General features: G+C 67.7%; 17 protein-coding genes, 1 tRNA gene and 2 pseudogenes. 5 read left to right on the top strand and 15 right to left on the bottom strand.

Annotated elements, in window-relative coordinates:
- Positions 1-5: 5 nt before the first annotated feature.
- The 11 genes and pseudogenes from ACIP98_RS35230 to ACIP98_RS35180 form a co-directional block, all read right to left on the bottom strand.
- The gene (locus tag ACIP98_RS35230) at positions 6-629 is read right to left on the bottom strand and encodes a YrhB domain-containing protein (protein WP_401980086.1); all 624 of its coding nucleotides are present in this window, start codon (positions 627-629) and stop codon (positions 6-8) included.
- A gap of 4 nt (positions 630-633) precedes the next feature.
- Positions 634-1,239: a GNAT family N-acetyltransferase gene (locus ACIP98_RS35225; protein ID WP_401980084.1), complete on the bottom strand. Its 606-nt coding sequence runs from the start codon at positions 1,237-1,239 to the stop codon at positions 634-636.
- 120 nt (positions 1,240-1,359) lie between these two features.
- Positions 1,360-1,989, bottom strand: a complete 630-nt coding sequence (locus tag ACIP98_RS35220; protein ID WP_401980082.1) for a DUF6461 domain-containing protein — start codon at positions 1,987-1,989, stop codon at positions 1,360-1,362.
- Positions 1,990-1,999: 10 nt separating this feature from the next.
- Positions 2,000-2,469, bottom strand: a pseudogene (locus tag ACIP98_RS35215) (NUDIX hydrolase).
- 168 nt (positions 2,470-2,637) lie between these two features.
- Positions 2,638-3,894 carry an Ig-like domain-containing protein gene (locus ACIP98_RS35210; protein WP_401980081.1) on the bottom strand — a complete coding sequence of 419 codons (1,257 nt, stop codon included), beginning with the start codon at positions 3,892-3,894 and terminating at the stop codon, positions 2,638-2,640.
- Positions 3,891-4,688: a L,D-transpeptidase family protein gene (locus tag ACIP98_RS35205; RefSeq protein WP_401980080.1), complete on the bottom strand. Its 798-nt coding sequence runs from the start codon at positions 4,686-4,688 to the stop codon at positions 3,891-3,893. The genes ACIP98_RS35210 and ACIP98_RS35205 overlap by 4 nt, the downstream gene beginning before the upstream one ends.
- Positions 4,689-5,150: 462 nt before the next feature.
- On the bottom strand, positions 5,151-6,395 hold the full coding sequence (locus tag ACIP98_RS35200) for a CU044_5270 family protein (RefSeq protein WP_401980077.1): 1,245 nt from the start codon (positions 6,393-6,395) through the stop codon (positions 5,151-5,153).
- Positions 6,392-6,958: an RNA polymerase sigma factor gene (locus ACIP98_RS35195; RefSeq protein WP_401980074.1), complete on the bottom strand. Its 567-nt coding sequence runs from the start codon at positions 6,956-6,958 to the stop codon at positions 6,392-6,394. Before ACIP98_RS35195 ends, ACIP98_RS35200 begins: the two co-directional genes overlap by 4 nt.
- 415 nt (positions 6,959-7,373) lie before the next feature.
- Complete coding sequence (locus ACIP98_RS35190) at positions 7,374-7,826, bottom strand: hypothetical protein (RefSeq protein WP_401980071.1); 453 nt, start codon at positions 7,824-7,826, stop codon at positions 7,374-7,376.
- A 24-nt stretch (positions 7,827-7,850) separates the two neighbouring features.
- Positions 7,851-8,126: a hypothetical protein gene (locus ACIP98_RS35185; RefSeq protein WP_319662549.1), complete on the bottom strand. Its 276-nt coding sequence runs from the start codon at positions 8,124-8,126 to the stop codon at positions 7,851-7,853.
- Positions 8,127-8,494: 368 nt separating this feature from the next.
- Entirely contained in the window at positions 8,495-8,761 is a 267-nt protein-coding gene (locus tag ACIP98_RS35180) for a hypothetical protein (RefSeq protein WP_401980068.1), read from the bottom strand.
- A gap of 292 nt (positions 8,762-9,053) precedes the next feature.
- Between ACIP98_RS35180 and ACIP98_RS35175 the strand changes: the two genes are divergently transcribed.
- A complete protein-coding gene (locus ACIP98_RS35175) occupies positions 9,054-9,506 on the top strand; it encodes a DUF3592 domain-containing protein (protein ID WP_401980065.1) in 453 nt (150 codons plus the stop codon).
- A gap of 40 nt (positions 9,507-9,546) precedes the next feature.
- Here the strand turns inward: ACIP98_RS35175 and ACIP98_RS35170 are convergent, their stop codons facing one another.
- Positions 9,547-9,768 (bottom strand): hypothetical protein, encoded by a 222-nt coding sequence (locus ACIP98_RS35170; protein WP_319662546.1) that lies wholly within the window; start codon positions 9,766-9,768, stop codon positions 9,547-9,549.
- Positions 9,769-10,637: 869 nt separating this feature from the next.
- On the opposite strand from ACIP98_RS35170, the gene ACIP98_RS35165 reads away from it, so the two are divergent.
- From ACIP98_RS35165 to ACIP98_RS35150, 4 genes and pseudogenes are all read left to right on the top strand, one after another.
- The gene (locus ACIP98_RS35165) at positions 10,638-11,651 is read left to right on the top strand and encodes an NAD(P)H-dependent glycerol-3-phosphate dehydrogenase (protein WP_401980062.1); all 1,014 of its coding nucleotides are present in this window, start codon (positions 10,638-10,640) and stop codon (positions 11,649-11,651) included.
- 320 nt (positions 11,652-11,971) lie between these two features.
- Positions 11,972-12,094, top strand: a tRNA-Lys gene (locus tag ACIP98_RS35160).
- Between the two features lie 642 nt (positions 12,095-12,736).
- The gene (locus tag ACIP98_RS35155; protein ID WP_401980060.1) at positions 12,737-14,242 is read left to right on the top strand and encodes a hypothetical protein; all 1,506 of its coding nucleotides are present in this window, start codon (positions 12,737-12,739) and stop codon (positions 14,240-14,242) included.
- A 45-nt stretch (positions 14,243-14,287) separates the two neighbouring features.
- Positions 14,288-14,550 (top strand): annotated as a pseudogene (locus ACIP98_RS35150) (tyrosine-type recombinase/integrase); the annotation flags it as partial.
- A 417-nt stretch (positions 14,551-14,967) separates the two neighbouring features.
- On the opposite strand, the gene ACIP98_RS35145 reads toward ACIP98_RS35150, so the two are convergent.
- From ACIP98_RS35145 to ACIP98_RS35135, 3 genes are all read right to left on the bottom strand, one after another.
- Positions 14,968-17,733, bottom strand: coding sequence for a P-loop NTPase fold protein (locus ACIP98_RS35145; RefSeq protein WP_401980058.1), 2,766 nt, complete (start codon positions 17,731-17,733; stop codon positions 14,968-14,970).
- A gap of 390 nt (positions 17,734-18,123) precedes the next feature.
- On the bottom strand, positions 18,124-18,765 hold the full coding sequence (locus ACIP98_RS35140) for a hypothetical protein (RefSeq protein ID WP_401980057.1): 642 nt from the start codon (positions 18,763-18,765) through the stop codon (positions 18,124-18,126).
- Positions 18,766-18,770: 5 nt separating this feature from the next.
- Positions 18,771-19,373, bottom strand: a complete 603-nt coding sequence (locus ACIP98_RS35135) for an HNH endonuclease (protein WP_401980056.1) — start codon at positions 19,371-19,373, stop codon at positions 18,771-18,773.
- Between the last annotated feature and the right edge of the window lie 532 nt (positions 19,374-19,905).

The raw sequence follows: 19,905 nt of genomic DNA, 5'->3' as shown, positions 1-19,905 counted from the left end.
GCCGATCACGTTGTCCCTCTCTCACCGCGTGCCGAAGAAGAGGACATGGCCGGGGCCCCGCGGCGCTGCGGTCGAACCGGCGGGTCCGCTGGGCCCATGACCGTGGTGACCGGTAGGAGAGGAACGGCTCCACGGGGCCCGGCAGCACGCTCCGCGAGGTCTTCCGACGGCTCCTCGCCGCGATTGAGGGCGGCGACGTACTCGCGAACCTGCCCCAGCGTCAGGTGAGTTGCGCGCTTGCGCAGCAACCGCATGGCCGCGACGCGGCCCTCGGCCGCCAGGACACGGGCGGCCACGACACCCAGGTCGTCCGGCGCGGCCGGCCGTGGGCGGCCCTTCACACGGTGACGGTAGTCGTCCTCCCACTCGCCCATGCGGTACGCGACGTAGCCGATCGTGTGGACGCTGCCGTCAACGGCGTCCACCAGGTAGGGGCCGACCCCGAGGAACACGGCCCTGCTGTCCCGGGTCCTGACCCACGCCGCGGACTGTGCGAAGACGAGCCAGCCAAGGGCGTGCCGCCGGGTCTTCCAGACGACCATGGGAGGGGCGGCGGTGTGCGGCGACTCCGCCTCCTCGCGCGCCAGCACCTGCTCGACCAGCGCGATGGCCCGCTCCATGGGGATCATGCGCTCATGCCTGACCTGCGGCGCGGGTTGGGCGGGAAACCGGCTGTGCGGCGTGCCACTGGTCCACCGTCATCCGCCAGACGACGTCGATCCCCACTTCACCGGGGGCGGCAGGGCCGCCCGGCACGTGGAAGCGTTCGACCTCGGTGAAGCCCAGGCGGAAGGGCACGGCGCCACTGGCCGTGTTGGCGGCGTCGTGATGGATCTCGACGCGGTCGACGCCGGGGAGTCGGAAACCCTGCCCCGCAAGAGCCGCCGCGGCCATCGTGACGAGTCCCTGACCCGTCCACCGGGGGTGGATCCAGTAGCCGATCTCGAGGCCGCCCGCCCCGATGCGGCGGTGCAGGCCGCAACTGCCGATCACGGCACCACCCGACGTGATCGCATAGCCGAAGGCCTCCCCGGTCTCCCAGTCGTCGTGGGTACGCGCCAGGAAGTCGGCGGTCGCCTGCCGGTTGTGGCCGGCCGCCCAGACCATCCACGGCAGGAGCGTGTCCAGGGATTCGGTGGTCGCCCGGTCCAGGGCGTCGAGATCGTTCATGTGCCATCGGCGCAGTTCGACCCGGTCGAAACGGATACTTTCGGCAGGTGCGGAGGGCTCGTCGTCCATGCCGGGATGCTCTCGCGGCCCGGCTGAGGCCGACAACGCAATATCGACAGCCCGTTGTCGGGTGTGACCGTCCTCCCCCGGCGCGTCCCGTCCATCGGGGGCCCACCCGGGCAGGAGGCGCTAGAAGGGGGCGAAGCTCACCGCGGCGAGGGTGCCGTGTTCCACGGCCTCGCGCGGGAGGCCCAGGCCGAAGTGGCGTTCGCCCATGTCGAGGATCTTCGTCTCCGCGTCCACGTCGGGTGCGGCGGTGCCGTCGGTGAGCAGCAGTCCCACCTCCCGCATCGCCGGCACCAGCCGGCCCGGATCGTCCCCGCCGAGCTGGGGGGCTCCCCAACCAGGCTCGAAGTCGCCGAGCACGCGCCCGTCTTCGGCGTACAGGAACCAACGAGGCGGAGCGCCGCCGTCGAGGTACACGACCGCCTCGGTTCCCCGCGAGACGTCGCGGAGCGCCCCGCGCTCCATACCTTCGGCGCTCCAGTGCTCCAGCGCGAACGCCCACCCACCGCAACTGCCCAGCCGGGCCACGAGCCCCTTCTCGTACGACCAGTCCATCGCCTCGTCGGCCGAGAGTCCTTCGCGGATGGCACCGGGGTCATCCCCCATCCGGCGGACCAGTTCGCCGATCTCCAGCCCGCGCGCGAAGGTCAGGCAGTAGGTGTCAAAGGCCGTGGTGATCCACTGAACTCCGCCGCCTGTCCCAAGGACTCCCGTGGGCCACGAGTTGCCGTGCGGTGCCCATGCGAGGGGCACTCCGCGCCGATCAGCCGATGGAGGGCTCGGTACGACCGCTCAATCCGTGGTCGATCCGCATCCGCATGGAGGGGTGGATGCGGAGCTTGTCCAACTCGCTCGGGGGTACGAAGGCCACGTCCTTGCTCTCGCTGCTGGTGCGGAGCTCGCCGCCGGTGATGCGGGCCCGGAAGCAGAGGGAGAACTGCTGGCGCACCTCGCCGTCGTCGTAGGCCATGACGTGGGCCGGGTCGGTGTAGATGCCGATCAGGCCGGTCACCTCGACGTCGAACCCGGTCTCTTCCTCCGTCTCCCGCACGGCCGCGGCCGGCGCGGACTCCCCGATGTCGACGCCGCCACCGGGGAGCGCCCACAGGTCGTTGTCGGTCCTGTGGATGAGCAGGATCTCGCCGGCCCCGTTGAGGGCGACGGCCGTGACCGAGGGACGATGCTGTTCGCCCTCGGGGCGTTCGGGTCGTCGACGCAGTCGGCGCGGGCCATGACTCCAGCCTCGCACAGGCGTCCTTCCCGGTCAGGCGACCCGGGCCCGGCGGGGCATCGGATGCCGTCGGTGAGCCGCGGCGCGGCACAGCGGCCCGGCATCCCGCCGTCGGGGTCCCGGGCCGCGGCCGTGCGCGCGGGCGGGCCGGACGCATCGCGGGAGAAGCCTCAGGCGAGGGCCGAGCCGGCCTTCCACTGGTCCCAGGACATGTTCCAGCCGTTGAGGCCGTTGTCGGGGGCGATCGTGTGGTCGTGGGAGTGCTTGACCACGACCACGTCGCCGAGGAGGGAGTGGTTGTAGAACCACGCCGCGTCCTGTCCGGAGTCGCCGCCGCCGCGGACGTCGTTCAGCCCCACGCAGCCGTGGCTGACATTGGCGTGGCCGAAGGTGGAGTCCGGCGCCCAGTAGTTGCCGTGGATGAAGGTGCCGGAGGTCGACAGGCGCATCGCGTGCGGGACGTCGGGGATGTCGTACTCCCCGGCGTATCCCACGCTGGCGCCGTCCATGCGGGTGGAGACGAGCTTCTGGGAGATCACCATCTGCCCGTTGTACGTGGTGCGGCCCGGTGCGCCGGAGGTGATCGGGATCGTGCGGACGGTGCGGCCGTCGCGGACGACGCGCATCGTGTGCGTGGCGGCGTCGACGGTGGAGACCTGACGGCGGCCGACGGTGAAGCGGACCGTCCTGTCCTGGGTTCCGTAGGCGTTCGCCGCGGCCTTCACGCCGTCCAGGCGCAGACTCAGGGTGACCCGGGTGTTCGCCTTCCAGTACGTCTGCGGACGCAGGTCCAGGCGCTGGTCGCCGAACCAGTGGCCGACGACCTGCTGGCCGCTTCCGCTGGTGACGCGTATGCCGCCCTCGACGGCCTTCTTGTCGGTGACCGGCTTGTTGAAGGTCAGCGACACGGGCATGCCGACCCCGACGGTCGAGCCGTCCTCGGGGGTGAACGTGCCGACCAGGCGCTCGTCCTTCGCGAGGGTGGTGAAGGACAGGCGGCGGGTCTGCTCCCGGCCCGCCTCGTCGGCGGCCCGGACGACGAGGCGGTACGCGGTCCCGTACGCCAGGGCGGCGTCCGGGGACCAGCGGCGGTGATCGCCGGCCTCGGTCCCGCGTACCTGTTGTCCGGTCGTGGTGGTGAGGGTGACGGACGAGATCTTCCCGCCGGAGACCTCGACGTCGCCGGCGGCGGCGACGGAGGCGTGCCGCTCGCCGTCGGCGGCCCCCGTGGTGAGCCGGAGGGCTGCCGCGGACCGTGGCTCGCCCGAGGCGGCCCGGGACGGCGCCGACGCCTGCGCGGCGGGCGTGGCGGCGGGGTGCGGGCCCGCGCAGGCGGTGAGTACCGAGGCCCCGGCGACGGCAAGGGCGATCACGGTGCGGTGGGAAAGGGACGACACGCTTACTCCTGTGGACCGCGGGACTGTCATCGGGCGAGAGAGGCCGCGTCGCCCATGACGACGACGGGGTGGTCGGCGGGGTCGAGGACCCGCAGCAGCTGGCGCATGTGCGTCTTGGAGAGGCTCACGCAGGCGTGCGTGGGGCCGCCGTGGTCGACGTGGATCCATATACCGCCGCCGCGGTTCGCGCCCATCGGCTGGGCGCCGTCCATCGGTGAAGTGCCGGGCTGCCGGTTGTAGTTGATGGCGATGACGTAGTCGAAGGACCCGGCGAGCGGTTCGCCCTCGAAACCGGTACCGCTGATGGAGAAGGCGCCGGAGCGGTGGTAGGGCAGCTTGGTGCCGGGGTCGGCCAGCCGTCCGCCGGCGTCGGTGAGACCGAACACCCCTATGGGGCTGTGCAGGTCGCCCGCGTAGTGCTCGTCGGTCCAGCCCCGGTAGCCGTTGTGCGCGGCCCACACCGCCCCCGGACGCCAGCCACCGTCGACGCGCTGCCAGAGCACGACCCTGGAGGACGCCGACTTCTTGCCGGTGCCCGTGACCAGGACGACCTGCCGGGTGCGGGCCGGGATCCGCGACAGGGTCTCGGGCCCGAGCCCCGGCAGCCGGGCGGGGAACTCCGGCTCCGGCGGGGCCGTCGTCCGCGGTGCCGCGGGGACGGCGGCCGGCTGACCGGTCGCGGGGGCGGCGGCGTCCTGGACGACCGAGGCGGTCTCAGGGGCGGAGTGGGCATTGCCCTCGGGTGACTGGAGGTACGTGGCGATCCCCAGCGAGGAGACGACGACCGCGGCGGACATGGATATGTAGGGCCTGTGGAGGCGCATGGGCGCGGGCTTTCTCAAGAGGTGGGAGACGTTGCGGGGGCAGCCCTGCGGCGGGGCTCGCGTGTCCGGCGGGCCGGCCCGCGTCCAAGGGGGATGCGGCACTCCTGGCGTCGCCGCCCACGTCATGGGCGCGGTCCGGGGCCGCGGGGGTGGTTCCACACCCGTTCAACCAGGCGGACTCCTGTTCGGGTTGCCTGGACGTCGGAGCGGCGCGGGCTGGGGCGTGGCGGGGCCGGGGGCCGGGTGGGATGCGGGAACGGGGCGCCCCGGGTGGCCGGGGGCGCGGGAGACTTCGGCGGGCCGGGGGCCGTGGGCGTCGCCCGGAGACCTGCCGCGGCCTGTCGGCGGCGGTCGGCGGCGGTCGGCGGCAGGTCTCCGGGTCGCCGGTGGGTGCGGGCCGGGGCGAGTCGCCTCGGGACGGGTGTCCTGCGCGCGGCGCGGCCCCGGCCCCGGCCCCGCGGTTCAGCTACGGGCGTTCTTCGGCACCGTGATCTGGCGCTCGCCCCAGCTCATCCGGGTCGTCGCCGAGTAGTTGACCGTCGTGCCCGCGCCGAGGCCCGCCGTCCTCGCCTGGGCGGAGGGTTCGAGCAGCACGACCTCGTCGCTGAGCATCGCGCCGGTGGACGGGTCCACGACCAGCCGCTCCCGCGTGGTCCCCAGCGGCGTCCGGTAGCTCACGGGGAAGTCGACGCCGACGCCCGCACGCCCCAGGGGATCGGTCACGCGCCCGGTCACCCGGACGCCGGGCAGATCCGCCATCACGCGGTACGCGGCCGCCCGGACGCCGGGCTTCACGGGCATCGTGACCAGGTTGGCCGCCTGGCGCAGCATCCAGGCACTGCGGTTCCCGGCGCCGGTGTCGGCACCGTTGTCCTGGGCATGCAGCCGCTCCAGGTAGCGGCTCAACGCGCCGCTGGTGGAGGGCAGTGCGCGCAGGTCCTTGTAGGTGACGTTGTTCGGGCCGACGGCGTAGATCTTGTCGTCGACGTTCGTCCGCATGACCATCGGCCCGCGCCCGGTTCCCATCGTGAACATGATCTTGCCGGTCCCGGCTGCCTTCCCGATCCCGACCTCGACCGTGCGGGGAGAGCCCGCGGCGTGCCAGCGCGCCGTGTCCGCCGCGGTCCGCGGCCCGGTCGCGGATTCCAGGCCGGACACCATGAGGCTGGCGGTGCCGGGGCGCACGCCCACCGACCACTCGTCGGTCGACGTGCTGCGCACGGCGAAGACCTGCCCCTTCGCCTCGGTGACCTCCAGGTGCTCCGAGCGCGTGGTGGTCTGCCAGTACGTTCCCTCGGCGGCCGAGGACTCCGCCTTCCTGGCCGCGCTGAGCAGTTCGAAGTGGCCGTCGACGCGGAGGTCCTCCCCGGCGCCCGGTCCCGCCCCGTCCGAGGGGGCGGCGGCGGAGGACGGTGGCTGCGCGGCCGTCCGATCGGCCGGCCCCTGCGAGTCGAGCGTGCTCACGACCACCACGGACGCCGCCACGGCGGCGAGCGCCACGGCTCCCAGCGGCCGGAACCCACTTCTGCGGCGCGGTGCGAGGAAGCGTGCCGCGCGGCCGTCCGTCTCCCCGGCGACGATCCGTGCGAGGTCCTCCCGCTGCCGTACGGGGTCCACCAGCCGGGACGGGTCCAGTTCGCCCGGCCGCGCGTCGGCGAGCACCTTCATGACGTCGGGCCGCCCGGACGGCCTGTGGGTGTTCTTCACGCGGGTGCTCCTTCGCGGTGGGTGGGGTACGGGGCCTCTACGGCAGGTGCGGAGGCGGCCTGCGGCGCGGGTGCCGCCTCCAGGGCCTTCTCCAGTCGACGGCGGGCCCGGTACAGCCGGACGGTCAGCGTCGCGGTGGTGCAGTGCAGGACCTGGGCGGCCTCCTTGGCGCTCAGACCGTGCCAGGCGATGAGCGTCAGCAATTCCCGGTCGGCCTCCGGCAGGCTCGCCAGGGCCTGCAGCGCGTCGTGCCGATCGGTGACCTCCGCCGCGACGTCACCGGCGTCGGTCCCGGTGCCGCTGCTGATGCGCCGCGCTTCCTCGGCGGCGAGGAGGTACTGGTGGGCGTCCCGGCGGCGCAGCTCGCGCACCAGGTTGCGGGCCACGCCCAGGAGCCACGGCAGTGCCGGCTGGGGGATGTCCCGCACCCGCCGCCAGGCGACGGTGAACGTCTCGCTGGCGACGTCCTCGCCTACCTGTCGCCCCACCAGGCTGGTGGCATAGGCAAGGACCCGCGGATAGCACTCCTCGTAGACGTCCCGGAAGCGTTGGGCATGTGTCACGCTCCGTCCCTCCATCTCGGCTCTCTCTCACCGAGCAATGCGCGCGGAGGCGGGCTTCTTACATCCCGAGGCGAAGATTCCGGCGGATGTGGCCCATGTCACGCGGTGGCGGGGCGGCGCGGCGGCGCGGCGTGCGGAGCCCGTCGCCCGGAATCCCGGGGCCGGCGGGAAGCCCGGCCCCCGGGGACGCACGCCGCTGGGGCACGAGGGCGTGGTGGTGGCGCCGCCCCTGAAGACGGCGAGGAGCGTCACCGCGAGGACGCGGGCACGCGGAGCTCGGCCGGCTCCAGCCGAGCAGAGGAAGAGGAAGCCGTGGTCGGCCGCGTCGTCCACCCCGGCGTCGCAGGGGTTCCACGCCTGCCCGAAACGTGGCGGCCGGCACCGCGAGAGCCGGCCGCACCGCCGTGCCCGGACATCAGTGGGCGCGCATCCCGGCCCGTAGCGCCTCGAGCTCGGATCGGGGGAAGGGACGGCCCCATCGGGATGCGTAGCCCTCCTCACCCAGCTCATGAACGACCTGGTCGAATGCGCGCACAGCCACCCGTGCGAGTGCCCTGACGGCGTGGCGTCCCGACCACAGGACGGTCCCTGAACCGTCGGGCGTGCGACGGTCCTTCACCTCGACCAGCCGGATACCGACGTCGGACCCGTCTCGGTGGAAGAACCACCGGTAGACCTGAGGTTCCCCCTCGAACTCGGCTCCCGCGTCTTCGTCGCCACGCAGAAGCCGTGTGATCGCGGACAACAACTGCCCCGGCGCATCCGTGACGTAGGAGGCGAAGACCTCGGCCTCACCGTGACCGTCAGCGATGTTGACGAAGGCCCAGCCGTGATGGTGCGGCGTCCACGTCAACGTAAGAGAAGCCATCCACCCCCCCATGGCGCCCGAATGCTACCGCGGAGGGTTGGCCGCTGCCCGGCAGGCACCGGTGGCGGCGCCGCCCGGTACACCGAGCGCGGTCAGGCCGCTCACGCAGCCCTGCAGATCGCCGTGCACCCCGAGGGTGCATGCCGACGTGACGGCGCCGGAGACCTCGACGCCCGTCTGCTGGACCATGTTCGTGCAGGCCGGGATGTCCGCGTGGGCGGCGGGCGCGGCGAAAGCCGCACCGCCGAGGGCGACGGCCAGACCGGTGAGGACTTCGGCGATTCGGATCGACGTGCGCATGGGAGGCACCTGCTCTCCGGGGCTGGTCGGGGATTCAAGGCGCCGAGGCGGGCACGACCGCAGCACTACCGTGAACCGGGCCCCGTACCCGTCGGCTCGGCAGACCACCCCTCGGTCCGACACTAGAACAGCGCGCCACCACGCGCACGCCGGCTCGGTGCCGCTGGTCGCCCCCTGGCTGACCCTGGACGACGTGGGAAGAGCGGGACCGGTCGACGCGTCATCGTGTCGTGGGAGCCCTCGAAGGAGCATTGCGGCGGACCTGCGCCAGGCAGGCGGCGCCGCGCACGGCTTCACGCCCGCGTCGACGCCGCGATCGCCTGTCATCGGCGCGGAGACGGCCCACGGCGCTGCTTCCGACCGCCGGATCAACCGGTCAGCGCGATGCCGACCGCCGAGACGAGGCACAACGTGCCGAAGGCCAGGCACGTCCATCCGCACACGAGGTACGCCTTGCGCCCGAAGGCCGTGACGGCTGCCTGCCCAACGGACCGATCAAGGCCGGGGGATTCGCCCTTCCACTGACCGACCCAGTGGACGAGGTAGCCCCCGGCCAGCAGGAAACCCACTGCGATGAAGAGCAAGTGGCCTGCTGACGGCGAACCTTGCTGTGCCGCGGCGTACGAGCGGATCATGGCCCATCCCGATGAGGCTGACGTGTGGGGTGATCACCTCACGCGCGGTTTCGCGCCGTCAAGAGGCACGTGCCGGGGCGGGCGACGGGGGAGCGGCGTTCGGACGGAAGCCGCCCGTAAGCCTGCGGCGGCTCGGGCGGTCCGTAAACCTGCCCACTGAGCAGTCAAGCGTCACCCGAGGCCGAACCGCCAGGCCCCACGCGAGACGCGGCGACGACTCGGACTGCCTGCCCGTGTCGGGCGTGTGGATCACGTCCGTGACGCGCGGGGACCGACAGCCCTGGAGTGACGCGTGGTTGCCGCCGGTTGCGAAGGTCCGCCGCTGGGCGGTCCGGTGGCTGACATCTGGGGGGATGAAGTGTTCGGTCCGGCGATTCCGGTGGCCGTGGTGTCGATTCCCGTCCTCTGGCTCTCGTGGCGCGTCCGCCAGGGAGGTGCCGCGTTGCGCAAGCGCGGGGTCCGGACCCGAGCGACGTGCGTGAACATCGGAGGAGGGCCGAATGGAAGCGTCACGCTCATGATCCGGTTCACGTCGGACAGCGGTGAGGACATACGCACCACGATCGGGCCGTTCAACTTCCCGCCCGCCCGCGTGGGGGGCGTGGTCGAGGTGGTCTACGACCCGCGGGAACCGGTCAACGTGCTGACTCCCGACAACGTGGGGAGCGGCAAAGTGGCGCTCTTCTTCGTGGTCGGCTCGGCAACGACGCTTGTGCTCTCGCTCGCCCTGCTCGTCCTCGGCTAGCCAGAAGCTGCCCGGCCGGTATGTGGCCGCGGTTCAGTCCTCATTCGTCTTCCGGCAGGTGGAAGTAGACGGTGCCCGAGCGCCAGGGTCCGTGCTCGGTCATCTCGTCCTCGATGACCACGTGCTGGATCTCAACCGGGCCCAACTCCTCGATGGAGTCGGCCAGCCGCCGCAGGAGAGCCGGAACGCTGTCGCAGCCGGGGCCGGCGGGGTTGGCCTGCGAGAAATGGCGCACGGTCCAATGCGTCGGAGTATCAGTCACGGACTGATCGTAAGACCTGCCAACGCCTGGTCACGGGCAACCGCTGTACCGGAGGGCTCAGGTCCCCGGGCAGTCGAACCGCGATCGACCGGACAGGTCCTGGCCCGCGCCGGCGGCACCGGCGCACGCGGGTTGACTGATTCCCCGGCAGGCCACCCGTGCCGATCCTCGTGGACGCGGGCCTGACTCCACGGGCCGTCACGGACAGCGTCATGGAGGCTCTGGCGCGGGCCGCCGCGGCCATGCCCGAAAGGTGATGGAATGCGCAGATCGGCACAATGCTGCTACCGCTTCAGCGACCGGAGGATGCCCGATGGTCAAGATCATCCGTCGCAGGAACGATGAGCAGGCGCCTTCCGGACGCCGCGCGGCGCTCTCCGCCGCGGTGGCCGACGTCAACGCGGGTGCGCTCGCCTTCGTCATGGGCACCGGCATCGTCTCCACGGCCCTTGCCGACTCACCGCATCCCCCCGCAAGGGTGCCGTCACCCGAATGTGCCGCCAGGGTTGCCGGCCCGCTCGAGCGGGAGCCGGCGGCCGGTCATGCCGGGCGGCCTGGGCTGTTGGCCTCAAAAGGACGGTCCCGAACCGTCGGCATCTGCCTTGCGGGTTCGGGCCAAGCTCTCTGCGTCCTGCCGGAAGAGGCCTGCACGGGCGGCCGTTGGTCAGTCTCCGGTGAGCCTGGCTCCGGGGGTCGTCCTCTTGCGCTGATGCCAGCCGCAACGGGAGCAGGCGCCGAGCCGTCGAGTCCTTTGCGGGCGACAGCGGCGGGGCGACGCTACGCCGCTGCCGTGCCTGGGTCGGTCGATAGGCTGCCCGGGTCCGGCCGTCGGGCCGGCCGTATGCCGACGCACAGCGAGAGGACCCGCTTTGCCCCAGCACCGTCCTGTCCGATCGGCAGTGTTCTCGGCTGGTTCCTGGGGCACCGCTGTCGCCAAGATCATGGCTGATGCCGGCACCGACGTCATCATGCACGCCCGCCGCGGCGAGATCGCCGACGCGATCAATACGGTTCACCGCAACCCTGGGTACTTTCCGGACTTCGAGCTGCCCGCCTGCGTGACCGCGACGACCGATCCGGCCACCGCGCTGCGCGGTGCCGACTTCCTCGTGCTCTCCATCCCCGCGCAGTCGCTGCGGGCCAGTCTCGCCTCTTGGGCATCGCACATCGGGTCCGACGCCGTGATCGTGTCGTTGATGAAGGGCATTGAACGGAGCAGCGGCCTGCGGGCGAGTCAGGTCATCGCCGAGGTGACCGGCGTGAGCGCGGACCGTGTCGTGGTGCTTTCGGGTCCGAACCTCGCTCCCGAGATCATGGCCGGACATCCCGCTGCCGCGACTATCGCGTGCCCCGACGAGGACGTCGCACGCCGCTTCCAGCAGGCGTGCCATGGTCCCTCCTTCCGGCCCTACACCAGCACCGACGTGGTGGGTTGCGAGCTGGGCGGCGCGGTGAAGAACGTCATCGGTCTCGCGGCCGGCATCGCCTCGGGCATGGGCCTGGGCGACAACGCCGCAGCCATGCTCATCACCCGCGGGCTTGCCGAGAGCACCCGGCTGGCCACGGCTATGGGCGCCCACCCGGCCACCCTGGCCGGTATGGCGGGGATGGGCGACCTGGTGGCCGCCTGCTCCTCCCCGCTCTCGCGCAACCGCACGTTCGGCACCCACCTCGGGCGGGGCCTCAGCGTGGAACAGGCAGCGGCCGCCACTCGACAGACCACTGAGGGCGTCAAGTCCGCTGAAGCGGTCCTCGCCCTGGCTCATACCCACGGTGTCGAGATGCCGATCTCGGAAATCGTCTCCGACCTGCTCAACGCGAAGGTCAGCCTCGATGAGGCAGCCGCCGTACTGATGCAGCGGCCGCCCAAGCCCGAGCTCTGACTTCCATGGAATCGTGTGCGCGCTGAACACCTGCCTCGTGAGCCTGGTGGTCAGGGCTGTCGAGGTTGCGCAGGTCAGAGGGGGCTTTGGAGAGTCCCCAGCTCAGCCGGTCATCGCGACCAAGGCGACACCTCGCTGTTCGTGGCTGACCGCCTGCTGTGGTACGGCTGTGGCAAGGAACACGTCCTGCGCGACCCGCAGTGAGGGTCGGACGGTCGTGTCCTGCGAGCTGGGCCCGCATCCGCGAACAATGTGGTCGCCCTTCGCACGAGACTGCCTCCACGCTCGCCGAAGCGGGATCGCGCGGTCCCGTAGGTTGCGGCGCCGTGGCAGAGCGGTCGATTGCGATCGTCGTAGGGGAAGGTCCCTCCTACGACGCTCCAGTGCGGGTCCGGGCGGCCCTTGCCCTACCCAGCCCGCGGGTTCGAATCCCGCCGGCGCCGCACCCGACCGCTCCCCTCGGCACGAGCGGACAGCGTCATGCCCCGAGGCAGGCTCACGTTCCGCTTCGTTGCCGATCCGTGGCTTTGTCAGTTCGGGCGGGTTCTGGGCGGGCCCCAAGAGGGCGCCCACACGGGCGCGCTCTGGTCGGTCTTCGGCTGCCTCGTGCCGTCGTCGTTCCCGGGCGCTGATGTCATCCAGTGATGTCAGCCACGACCGAGCCGGCGTTCGGAAGATGCGGGCTCCCCCCTGTAGCTCGCGCCGGCAGGCTTCCGGGGGAGAAGTCCCGGGAAGCGGTCACGTTCAGAGCATTCCGGCTGGCAGAGCACTGTGGCGGCCCAAAGGATGTGCATTGACGGACGGCTGGGCTCTTCTTACTGCTCAGCCGTCGCAATTCATCATGACGGCTCCCAAGAGCCGACCGGCCTGGAGGAACGATGCCCCTCATCCCCCCTGAGCTCATATCCGGCGGCCTCTGCGCAGGCCTACGCCGCAGCGCACGGCACCAATGGCTCACCCGGTTGAGCGTCATCCTGGCTGTGCTTTCCCTCGCCCTCCTGCCCACCGCTGCTCCCCACGCCTCCGCAGCAATACGCAAAGACCTGCTCCACAAACGCTTGAAACCCGGTGGAGAAACTGAGGCGTTGAGCGCGGCGTTCTCCACGGTGACGATCCCGGCGGGCACGACCCCGCTGGCGGCGGCGGTGGCGCAGAACGGCAACGTCTACGTCGGCAATGCCAATTCGGGCAACGTGACGGTGATCGACAGCACCACGAACACCGTCCTGGCCACCGTCCCCGTCGGCTCGGACCCGGCCATGATTGCGGTGGCGCAGAACGGCAACGTCTACGTCACCAACCAGAGCTCGAACAACGTGACGGTGATCAACAGCGCCAATAACACGGTCCTGGCCACTGTCCCCACCGGCGGGGGCCCGTTCGCGTTGGCGGTGGCGCCCAACGGCAGGGTCTACGTCGCCAACTCGACGTCGAACAGCGTGACGGTGATCGACAGCACCACGAACACCGTCCTGGCCACCGTCCCCGTCGGCGCGGTCCCGGACGCGGTGGCAGTGGCGGCGAACGGCAACGTCTACGTCGCCAACCGCAACGCGAACACCGTGACGGTGATCAACAGCGCCAATAACACCGTCGTGACCACCCTCCCCTCCGGCGGGTTCCCGGGCGCGGCGGCGGTGGCCCAGAACGGCAACGTCTACATCGCCAACCAGACCTCGAACAGCGTGACGGTGATCGACAGTTCCACGAACACGGTCGTGGCCACCGTCCCCGCCGGCTCGGTCCCGGGGGTGTTCGCGGTGGCCCAGAACGGCAACGTCTACGTCACCAACACCGTTTCGAACAACGTGACGGTGATCGACAGTGCCACCAACACCGTCCTCGCCACCGTCCCCACCGGCGGGGGCCCGTTCGGGATAGCGGTGGCGCCGACCGGCAACGTCTACGTCGGCAACTCGAATTCGAACAACGTGACGGTGATCGACAGTACCAATAACACGGTCCTGGCCACCGTCCCCGCCGGCGCGTTCCCGTTCTCGGTGGCGGCGGCGCAGAACAGCAACGTCTACGTCACCAACGCCAATTCGGCCAACGTGACGGAGATTTCGCCCTTGACGGTGACGACCTCACCCACGTCGCCGACGTGCGGGCAACCGGTGACCTTCAGCATTTCCGGGGGCACTCCGAGCGGGACGGCGGTGGTGGACTTCGGGGACGGCAGCCCGACGGTCACCGTCGCCCTGGACGCCACCGGGAGCGGGCAGACCAGCCACACATACGCTGCCGGTACGTTCACCGCGACCGTGAACGGCAACCCCACCTCCGTCACCGTGGCGAGCGGATCCGGCGGGTCGTGCTGTCGCGATTGGTCCCTCGCGGGCGATGGCGGGAGGCCTTCGCCGTCACCGCGACCGCACTGCTGCGCTGACATGGGCAAGTGGCCCACCGCAAATGGACCTTCGCCCAGCACCGCGGCCCCGGCCGCCCATCCACCGCACCGGCCGTCAAACGGCCCATCCTGCCCGTGGCCCGCGAAAACAGCAGCTGGGGCCACCGCCGCACCCGGCGCGTCCACCTCGCCGACATCACCGCCCAGTGGACCGCGCAGCAGGCCAGGAACATCGCCATGACGTCGGAATGCCGGATGGAAGAGCCGCGCTTCCTCCTCCGGGATCGTCGAGCCGCGGAACCTGCACCGCTCGTTCACGCGCGTCGCCGGCAGCGCCGGTCGTCGCGTGATCCGGCTGCATGACGCCCGGACGGCTGCGCCGCGCTGCTGACCGCGGCGGGCGTCGCGTCCCGCGTGGTGACGGAGATCCTGGGGCACCGCCAGATCGCGGTCACGATGAACGTCTGCGCACACGTCGTGCGGGACACCCGGCGTGAGGCCGTGAGCCACATGGACCGGCTGCTCCGGAGGCGTCCCGGCGGTGAGTGAGCGTGGCCGTTGATGTCAGATCGGGATGTCAAAGACCCCCAGCCCTGCCCGGCTGGGGGTCTTCTCGCTGGTGGGCGTGGACGGTTTCGAACCGCCGACATCTGCCTTGTAAGCCTGGTGGTCAGGGCCATTGAGGGCACGCAGGTCAGTGCAACTTTGCAGAGTCCCCAGCCCAGCCAGTCATCGCGACCCCGGTGCCCCGTCGTTGACCGTGGCTGACCGCCCAATGTGGCACGGTTGTGGCATGCCAACGTTCCTTCGGTTCCCATGCGAGGGAGCGGGCGTCTACACCACTGGTTGATGTTGCCCCACCGCCACGCCAAAAACTTTGCTCAGCCTTCCCAGATCAACCGACTCCCCCTCTGCAGCGCACGAAGGAGTCTCATGGGGTAGTACCCGATCATTACGGGACAGGCCTTAGTTGTTTCTTCTCAAGCCAAAAGCATCAGGTCGCGATCCGTGCAGGTGGCACGACAGTGAGCGCAGCGCGGCTCCCATGACATCAATGCTGGGGATGTCGTTGAGAGACCACGATTTACGTATGTTGATGATTAGAGTACGCGCACTGTACGGGGATATTCCCAATTCTAGACGGGCCTCCGCCAGTTGTTCCTGACCGCCGCATTCACCCTGCATTATGGCGCGTACGGTGCGGCGATCGAGTCCTGGTGCAGTGAAGATCTCAAGCAGAGTGAGGGAGAAGAAGCTGTAGGCGGCGGCTTCGTCGATTAGTTGCCTAGCGCCGTCGGTGATCTCACCAGAAGCCGAGTGTCCGCCATTAGGCTGGTGCGCGAAATGTGCGAGGGCCTGAAGAAGGGGTTCATCAGAACAGGGGCACTGTGCCGACTTGAGGTGTCCGCAGAGAGTGCGGAAATCACTGAGGATGCCGCTAGTGTCCTGCGACCACTGTTGTTTGCTTAGCAGTGTGCGGAAGCCAGCGAGTGTCTCGGAGAGTTCTTCAAGGATTAGCTGGCGTGAGATGTGGGCGAGTTCGTATGTGTTGGTTCGGGCCTGTATCTCTTCGATCTGCAGGCTGTAGCGCAGCAGGTCGCGGAGGAGGCCACCAGAGAGGCTATGAGCTAAGAGTGCTGTGTGCGCAGTGTGGTCCTCCGAACGTTTCTTAAGGATAGTTTTGGACTCTTCCAAGGTGCAGGCTTCGACATGAATTATGTCGTCGAGGGAACTGTCGGTGACGTCCCGGTGGGGGATGCCGCGGCGGACAAAGGCTGCACCAACGTCCTCGGCGACGGAGATCAGGTAGTAGACGTGGCGGATGCCAAGGATTGCTTTGATCTCGGCAAGGAAAGCCAAAGCCTGCGCATCGGAGCCGAGCCGGTCGACCTCGTCGATGGCGATGAGGACGCGTTGTCTTCTGGCTGCCAAGGTATTGGCTATGGCGGACAGGAGGCTGCGGAACTCCTCCACTAGGGCCGGATAGCTGGGCGGAACCGTTGCGATGGACGTGGCGTGTGAGCCGCCCACCGCCATGATCTGGGCAGTGCTGTTGGTCAGGGTGTTCGTTGTCGTCTGGATGGTCTGTAGCCGGTACAGATGGTTGCGGCAGCGGGTAACGAGGTCGGGTTCTGTAGGAGTGGGATGCCATCCGGCAGCGCGGGCTAGCAGGGCGCCTAGGACCAGGCCGGCTATCCGCAGGGGATTTTGAGAATCTGAGAGGAGTGCGTAGGTCTGTGGCGTACGGACGAGAAAGTAGAGAAGGTAAATAATCAAAGAGGTGGCGAGGATCTTGCAGACGTCACTGGCATGGATGGTCCATCGGCCCACATCGAGGTTTGCCTTAACCAAATGACTTGCCGCGAAAGCATAGAACCATCCGACACTCAACCCCAAAGCCCCGAGCAAGCTATTGGCAGGCACATCGGGTGCAAGCTCACGTATCTGAGGGTCGAAGTAGGCACTGGCTAAGCTGCCGATAGCTACGACTATGCCCAGTGTGGGCCCCAGAACCCTGAACAAGCGCAACAGCGACCGTGGGAGCCATGGATCATGACGCGAGAGCCACCAGGTGATTCCCGCGATGCTGATCACGACGCTGGTGACCACGGCGTGACCTCTCCACACTTCCTGGATCCAGTTTTGGGAGATGCGTTCCCAGGCGTGGGCATGGCCGGAAGCTGAGGCTATGTACTGGGCGTACAATGAGCGAACCGCCGAGGAGGTGCCCAATACGAGTAGTGCAGTCGCTGGCAGCGCAAAGGACAACCAGATGCCTAGAATCCTGATTCTGCGGCGTGCACTTCTCAGCATTCGATGAAATGGTGAAAGGCGCGCAAAATCCGGGGCTTGATATCCCTCATGATCGATATAATCCTGGCATAGGCGAACCGAGAGCGATACCAGAAAGTCGTGCGGAGCGTAGGTGGCTGGCGCCTGGATCAGGACGCCGAAGTCTGCTTCCTCTTTGGCCTTCTCCAACATGGTGGATTTGCCCACTCCGCGTGGGCCGCAGACTGCGATGGTGCCCTCTTCCAGGTGGCTGAGTTTACGTTGCAGCTGCTGCATGGCTTCGGTCTGGACGACGAACCCAGGTGCGCGTGGTGCTCGCAGGCCCTTCGACGTTCCCTGTGGGATGAAGAGAGAGTCTGGGTCTTCGCCCATGAGATGGCGGATCATGCCATCCATCACGGGAACGATGCCGGCGTCCAGGAGGACCACACCCCAGCGCACCGCTCGATAGCCGAGCTCTACGCGTCCGGCGGCACATGAGAAGCCGAGCATCGCCGCGATCAGGCAGTAGCGGAGATTGAACCATACTGAGGTGCCGCACCAGAAAAGGATGAAGACCAGCAGCGCTGCGCTGAACACCGCCACCATCAGGGTCATTAGGCCGCCGACGATGAGCAAGATCAAGCTGGCTGCGACGAGCAAGCTACAGGCGATCTTCCAGTTCCACTCGGATTCCTCTGCAGCGGCTTGCTGCTTTGTCCGTGCACGTTCCAGATTGGAAATCGATTTATCGTATTCGTTCCGCTCCGGACCATCGGCGTGGGTGTAGGTAGCAGTGCGGTAAATCGGCCGATGCATCTCACGGCGGACGTCGAGCCGCGACGTTCCTGGCCTCTTTCCCATTTTTCGTGCGCGTGAGGATTCATCCAGTGCGGCGTCAACACACCACTCGTAGACGTCATCACGGCCCGGTGTCGCAAAGAGTTGAACGGACCGCACCACAGGGCGCAGCCACGGTTCGTTCAATAGCGATAGCAGCACCGAGATCCCCCCCCGGAAGTTTTAATTCTGGTTTAGCGCTACTCCAGCCTTGGCCACAGTTTCATCGCTCCGACACTCCTGACGAAATCTGTCTCTTTTTCTTCTGCTTCGCTAAGAGCCAGGACGTCGACTGGCGGATACACAATAAGTGCTCGCATGCGACTACAGACTTCGTGTGCCAGCTTCAAATCTCCACTTCTATAGAGGAGTAGGATATCGATGTCGCCCGGTGACTGGCAGCCCCGAACAGCGGAACCAAAGACGTAAAGATGTGATCTTAGTCTGTGCTCTGAGCAGAGTGAAACAACTTCGGCAAGCACTTCTGTAACATGCGCAGAGGGGTTTTGATTAGGAATTTCTCAACTCCCCCATCAAAGAACTCAAATCGAGGAGGCGTACGCCTGCATGCTTGGCATGCTCTAGTGCCGACGCAGTCGCCCGCCCATTGGGATTTGAGTTCAACACAACATCGACGTCCGGGTGACGCTCCAGTTCCTTCACCAAGGTCTCTTCACCGAACTCATATCCGTACGCGACCGAGACCTTGACGTCTGACATCCCTCCTAGTCGTACGACCTTCATGGTGGATTCACAGATCATCTGGACCCGCTCTACGCGCGAGTGCTGACCCAAAATCCTTATTGTCGAGTCGACATCTTTATCCAGGAATCCCTGCGGATCAACCATGCCTAGCGCCCAGAAGACTTCACGCATCGTCTGAACGTCAGACCCTAGTTGATTAGCACGCTCCCGCGCCACCCACAGGTAGTGAGAGGTTTTCGGCACCAGACAGATAATGGTTGCCTCTCCATCTCTGAGCACTTCTTCTGCCACCGCCTGGGTCAGGACGTCGACCTGTATTGGCGCGATTGTCAGGAAGTCCCCACCCTTTCGGTGCACACCGAGGCGATTGGCCGAGATGCAAGAGGTCGATTCCACCGCGCTATGCGTTTCAATTTTCGGCCCAAACCAATCGACAAGATATTTCACTGGACTCACTCTTCCCTCTCCGCAAAGAGCATTTCGACCCCGCTAGGAAAACGAGGTGCCGGCCCCAGGAGGGCCTCGCCCAGATGCTTACTCTCCAGGGCGTCGGTATGCTGTCTAAGGATTTCCGCGACCTCGATTTCGCCTTCGAACGCCAAATCTTCATTTATTTCCACTAGCGCCACGATCAGGCGGTTATTCGGCACAATTTCATTAATGACACAACTCGACCAGACTGCTGCCCGCTCTCGCGATTCAATGTTTCCATTTTCGGGATCGGGGCCCTTCTCTTGAAAGGAGAGTCTGTTTTTCAATAGTATGCGCTTCACTGCTCTGTGCGCGTCGGCGCGGGTGAGAAATGAAGGCGTTCCGCCTATTAGGGCTACGGCTTGCCGTCTGGATTCTTTCGCTCTAAGCAGGTATTCGGCCGGATAGCCCTCTGGCGCTTTGTCTACTTTCGTGTGACAATTCGGACAGAGGAGCACTATGTTGGAAGGATCGTCACGCTGTTCCTGTGGGATTTCAGAATTTGCGCGCGGACCTTCATCGCTGTGAGCCACGACATGAGCTCGTTCGGCAATTGAAATTGATCTCTTGCGCTTCGGGTCCATTGGGAAGAGGGTGTTATTGCAAAGGAGGCAAGTGCCAGCAGATTCGGCAAACAGGGCTCGATCGGCGTCTTGGCTGAAGCTCGGCCGTCCCGAAGAGCACGCCACTCGGGCCCCCTTAGGTGAAGATTGTGTGTGTAGGCCTGAATGATGCCAGACGTTGGTGTTGCCTGCCCATCGAATCCGCACTACTGGTTCAAGCGAAGCGGCTTTGGGCGGGAGCTGCCATGGGGTGAGAGATCGGGGCCCGTAAGCTGCTGGCGACTCGGGCAGTCTGTTGACCTGCCCGCAATAGCCCGATATGGGCCCCGATCTTCGAGGCTCGCCCCATGGTGGCTGCGTAAAGCCGCGGAGTCGGCCGCCCCAGCCACAGCGGGTTGTCTCCTCAGCACCCCTTCGCCGTGTGGCGGGCGGCCGGCGGCCGGGCCGGAGCGGGACGAAGGCAGACATCCGATGCGGTTGATCTGTCAAGCCATGGTGGGGAAGGCGATCTCTTCGCTGTAGGGGATGCGCTTGGTCAGGCAGTGGTGGAGGC

The organism is Streptomyces sp. NPDC088354 (assembly GCF_044753585.1).
Classification (GTDB): Bacteria; Actinomycetota; Actinomycetes; order Streptomycetales; family Streptomycetaceae; genus Actinacidiphila.
The sequence above is the reverse complement of the archived record's forward strand: the minus strand, read 5'-3'. Positions and strand labels throughout refer to the sequence as shown.

Excerpts from the sequence above, each read along its gene's own strand:
- ACIP98_RS35230 (WP_401980086.1), bottom strand. The coding sequence starts at position 629 with ATGATCCCCATGGAGCGGGCCATCGCGCTGGTCGAGCAGGTGCTGGCG.
- ACIP98_RS35225 (WP_401980084.1), bottom strand. The coding sequence starts at position 1,239 with ATGGACGACGAGCCCTCCGCACCTGCCGAAAGTATCCGTTTCGACCGG.
- ACIP98_RS35210 (WP_401980081.1), bottom strand. The coding sequence starts at position 3,894 with ATGACAGTCCCGCGGTCCACAGGAGTAAGCGTGTCGTCCCTTTCCCAC.
- ACIP98_RS35205 (WP_401980080.1), bottom strand. The coding sequence starts at position 4,688 with ATGCGCCTCCACAGGCCCTACATATCCATGTCCGCCGCGGTCGTCGTC.
- ACIP98_RS35190 (WP_401980071.1), bottom strand. The coding sequence starts at position 7,826 with ATGGCTTCTCTTACGTTGACGTGGACGCCGCACCATCACGGCTGGGCC.
- ACIP98_RS35185 (WP_319662549.1), bottom strand. The coding sequence starts at position 8,126 with ATGCGCACGTCGATCCGAATCGCCGAAGTCCTCACCGGTCTGGCCGTC.
- ACIP98_RS35180 (WP_401980068.1), bottom strand. The coding sequence starts at position 8,761 with ATGATCCGCTCGTACGCCGCGGCACAGCAAGGTTCGCCGTCAGCAGGC.
- ACIP98_RS35135 (WP_401980056.1), bottom strand. The coding sequence starts at position 19,373 with ATGGACCCGAAGCGCAAGAGATCAATTTCAATTGCCGAACGAGCTCAT.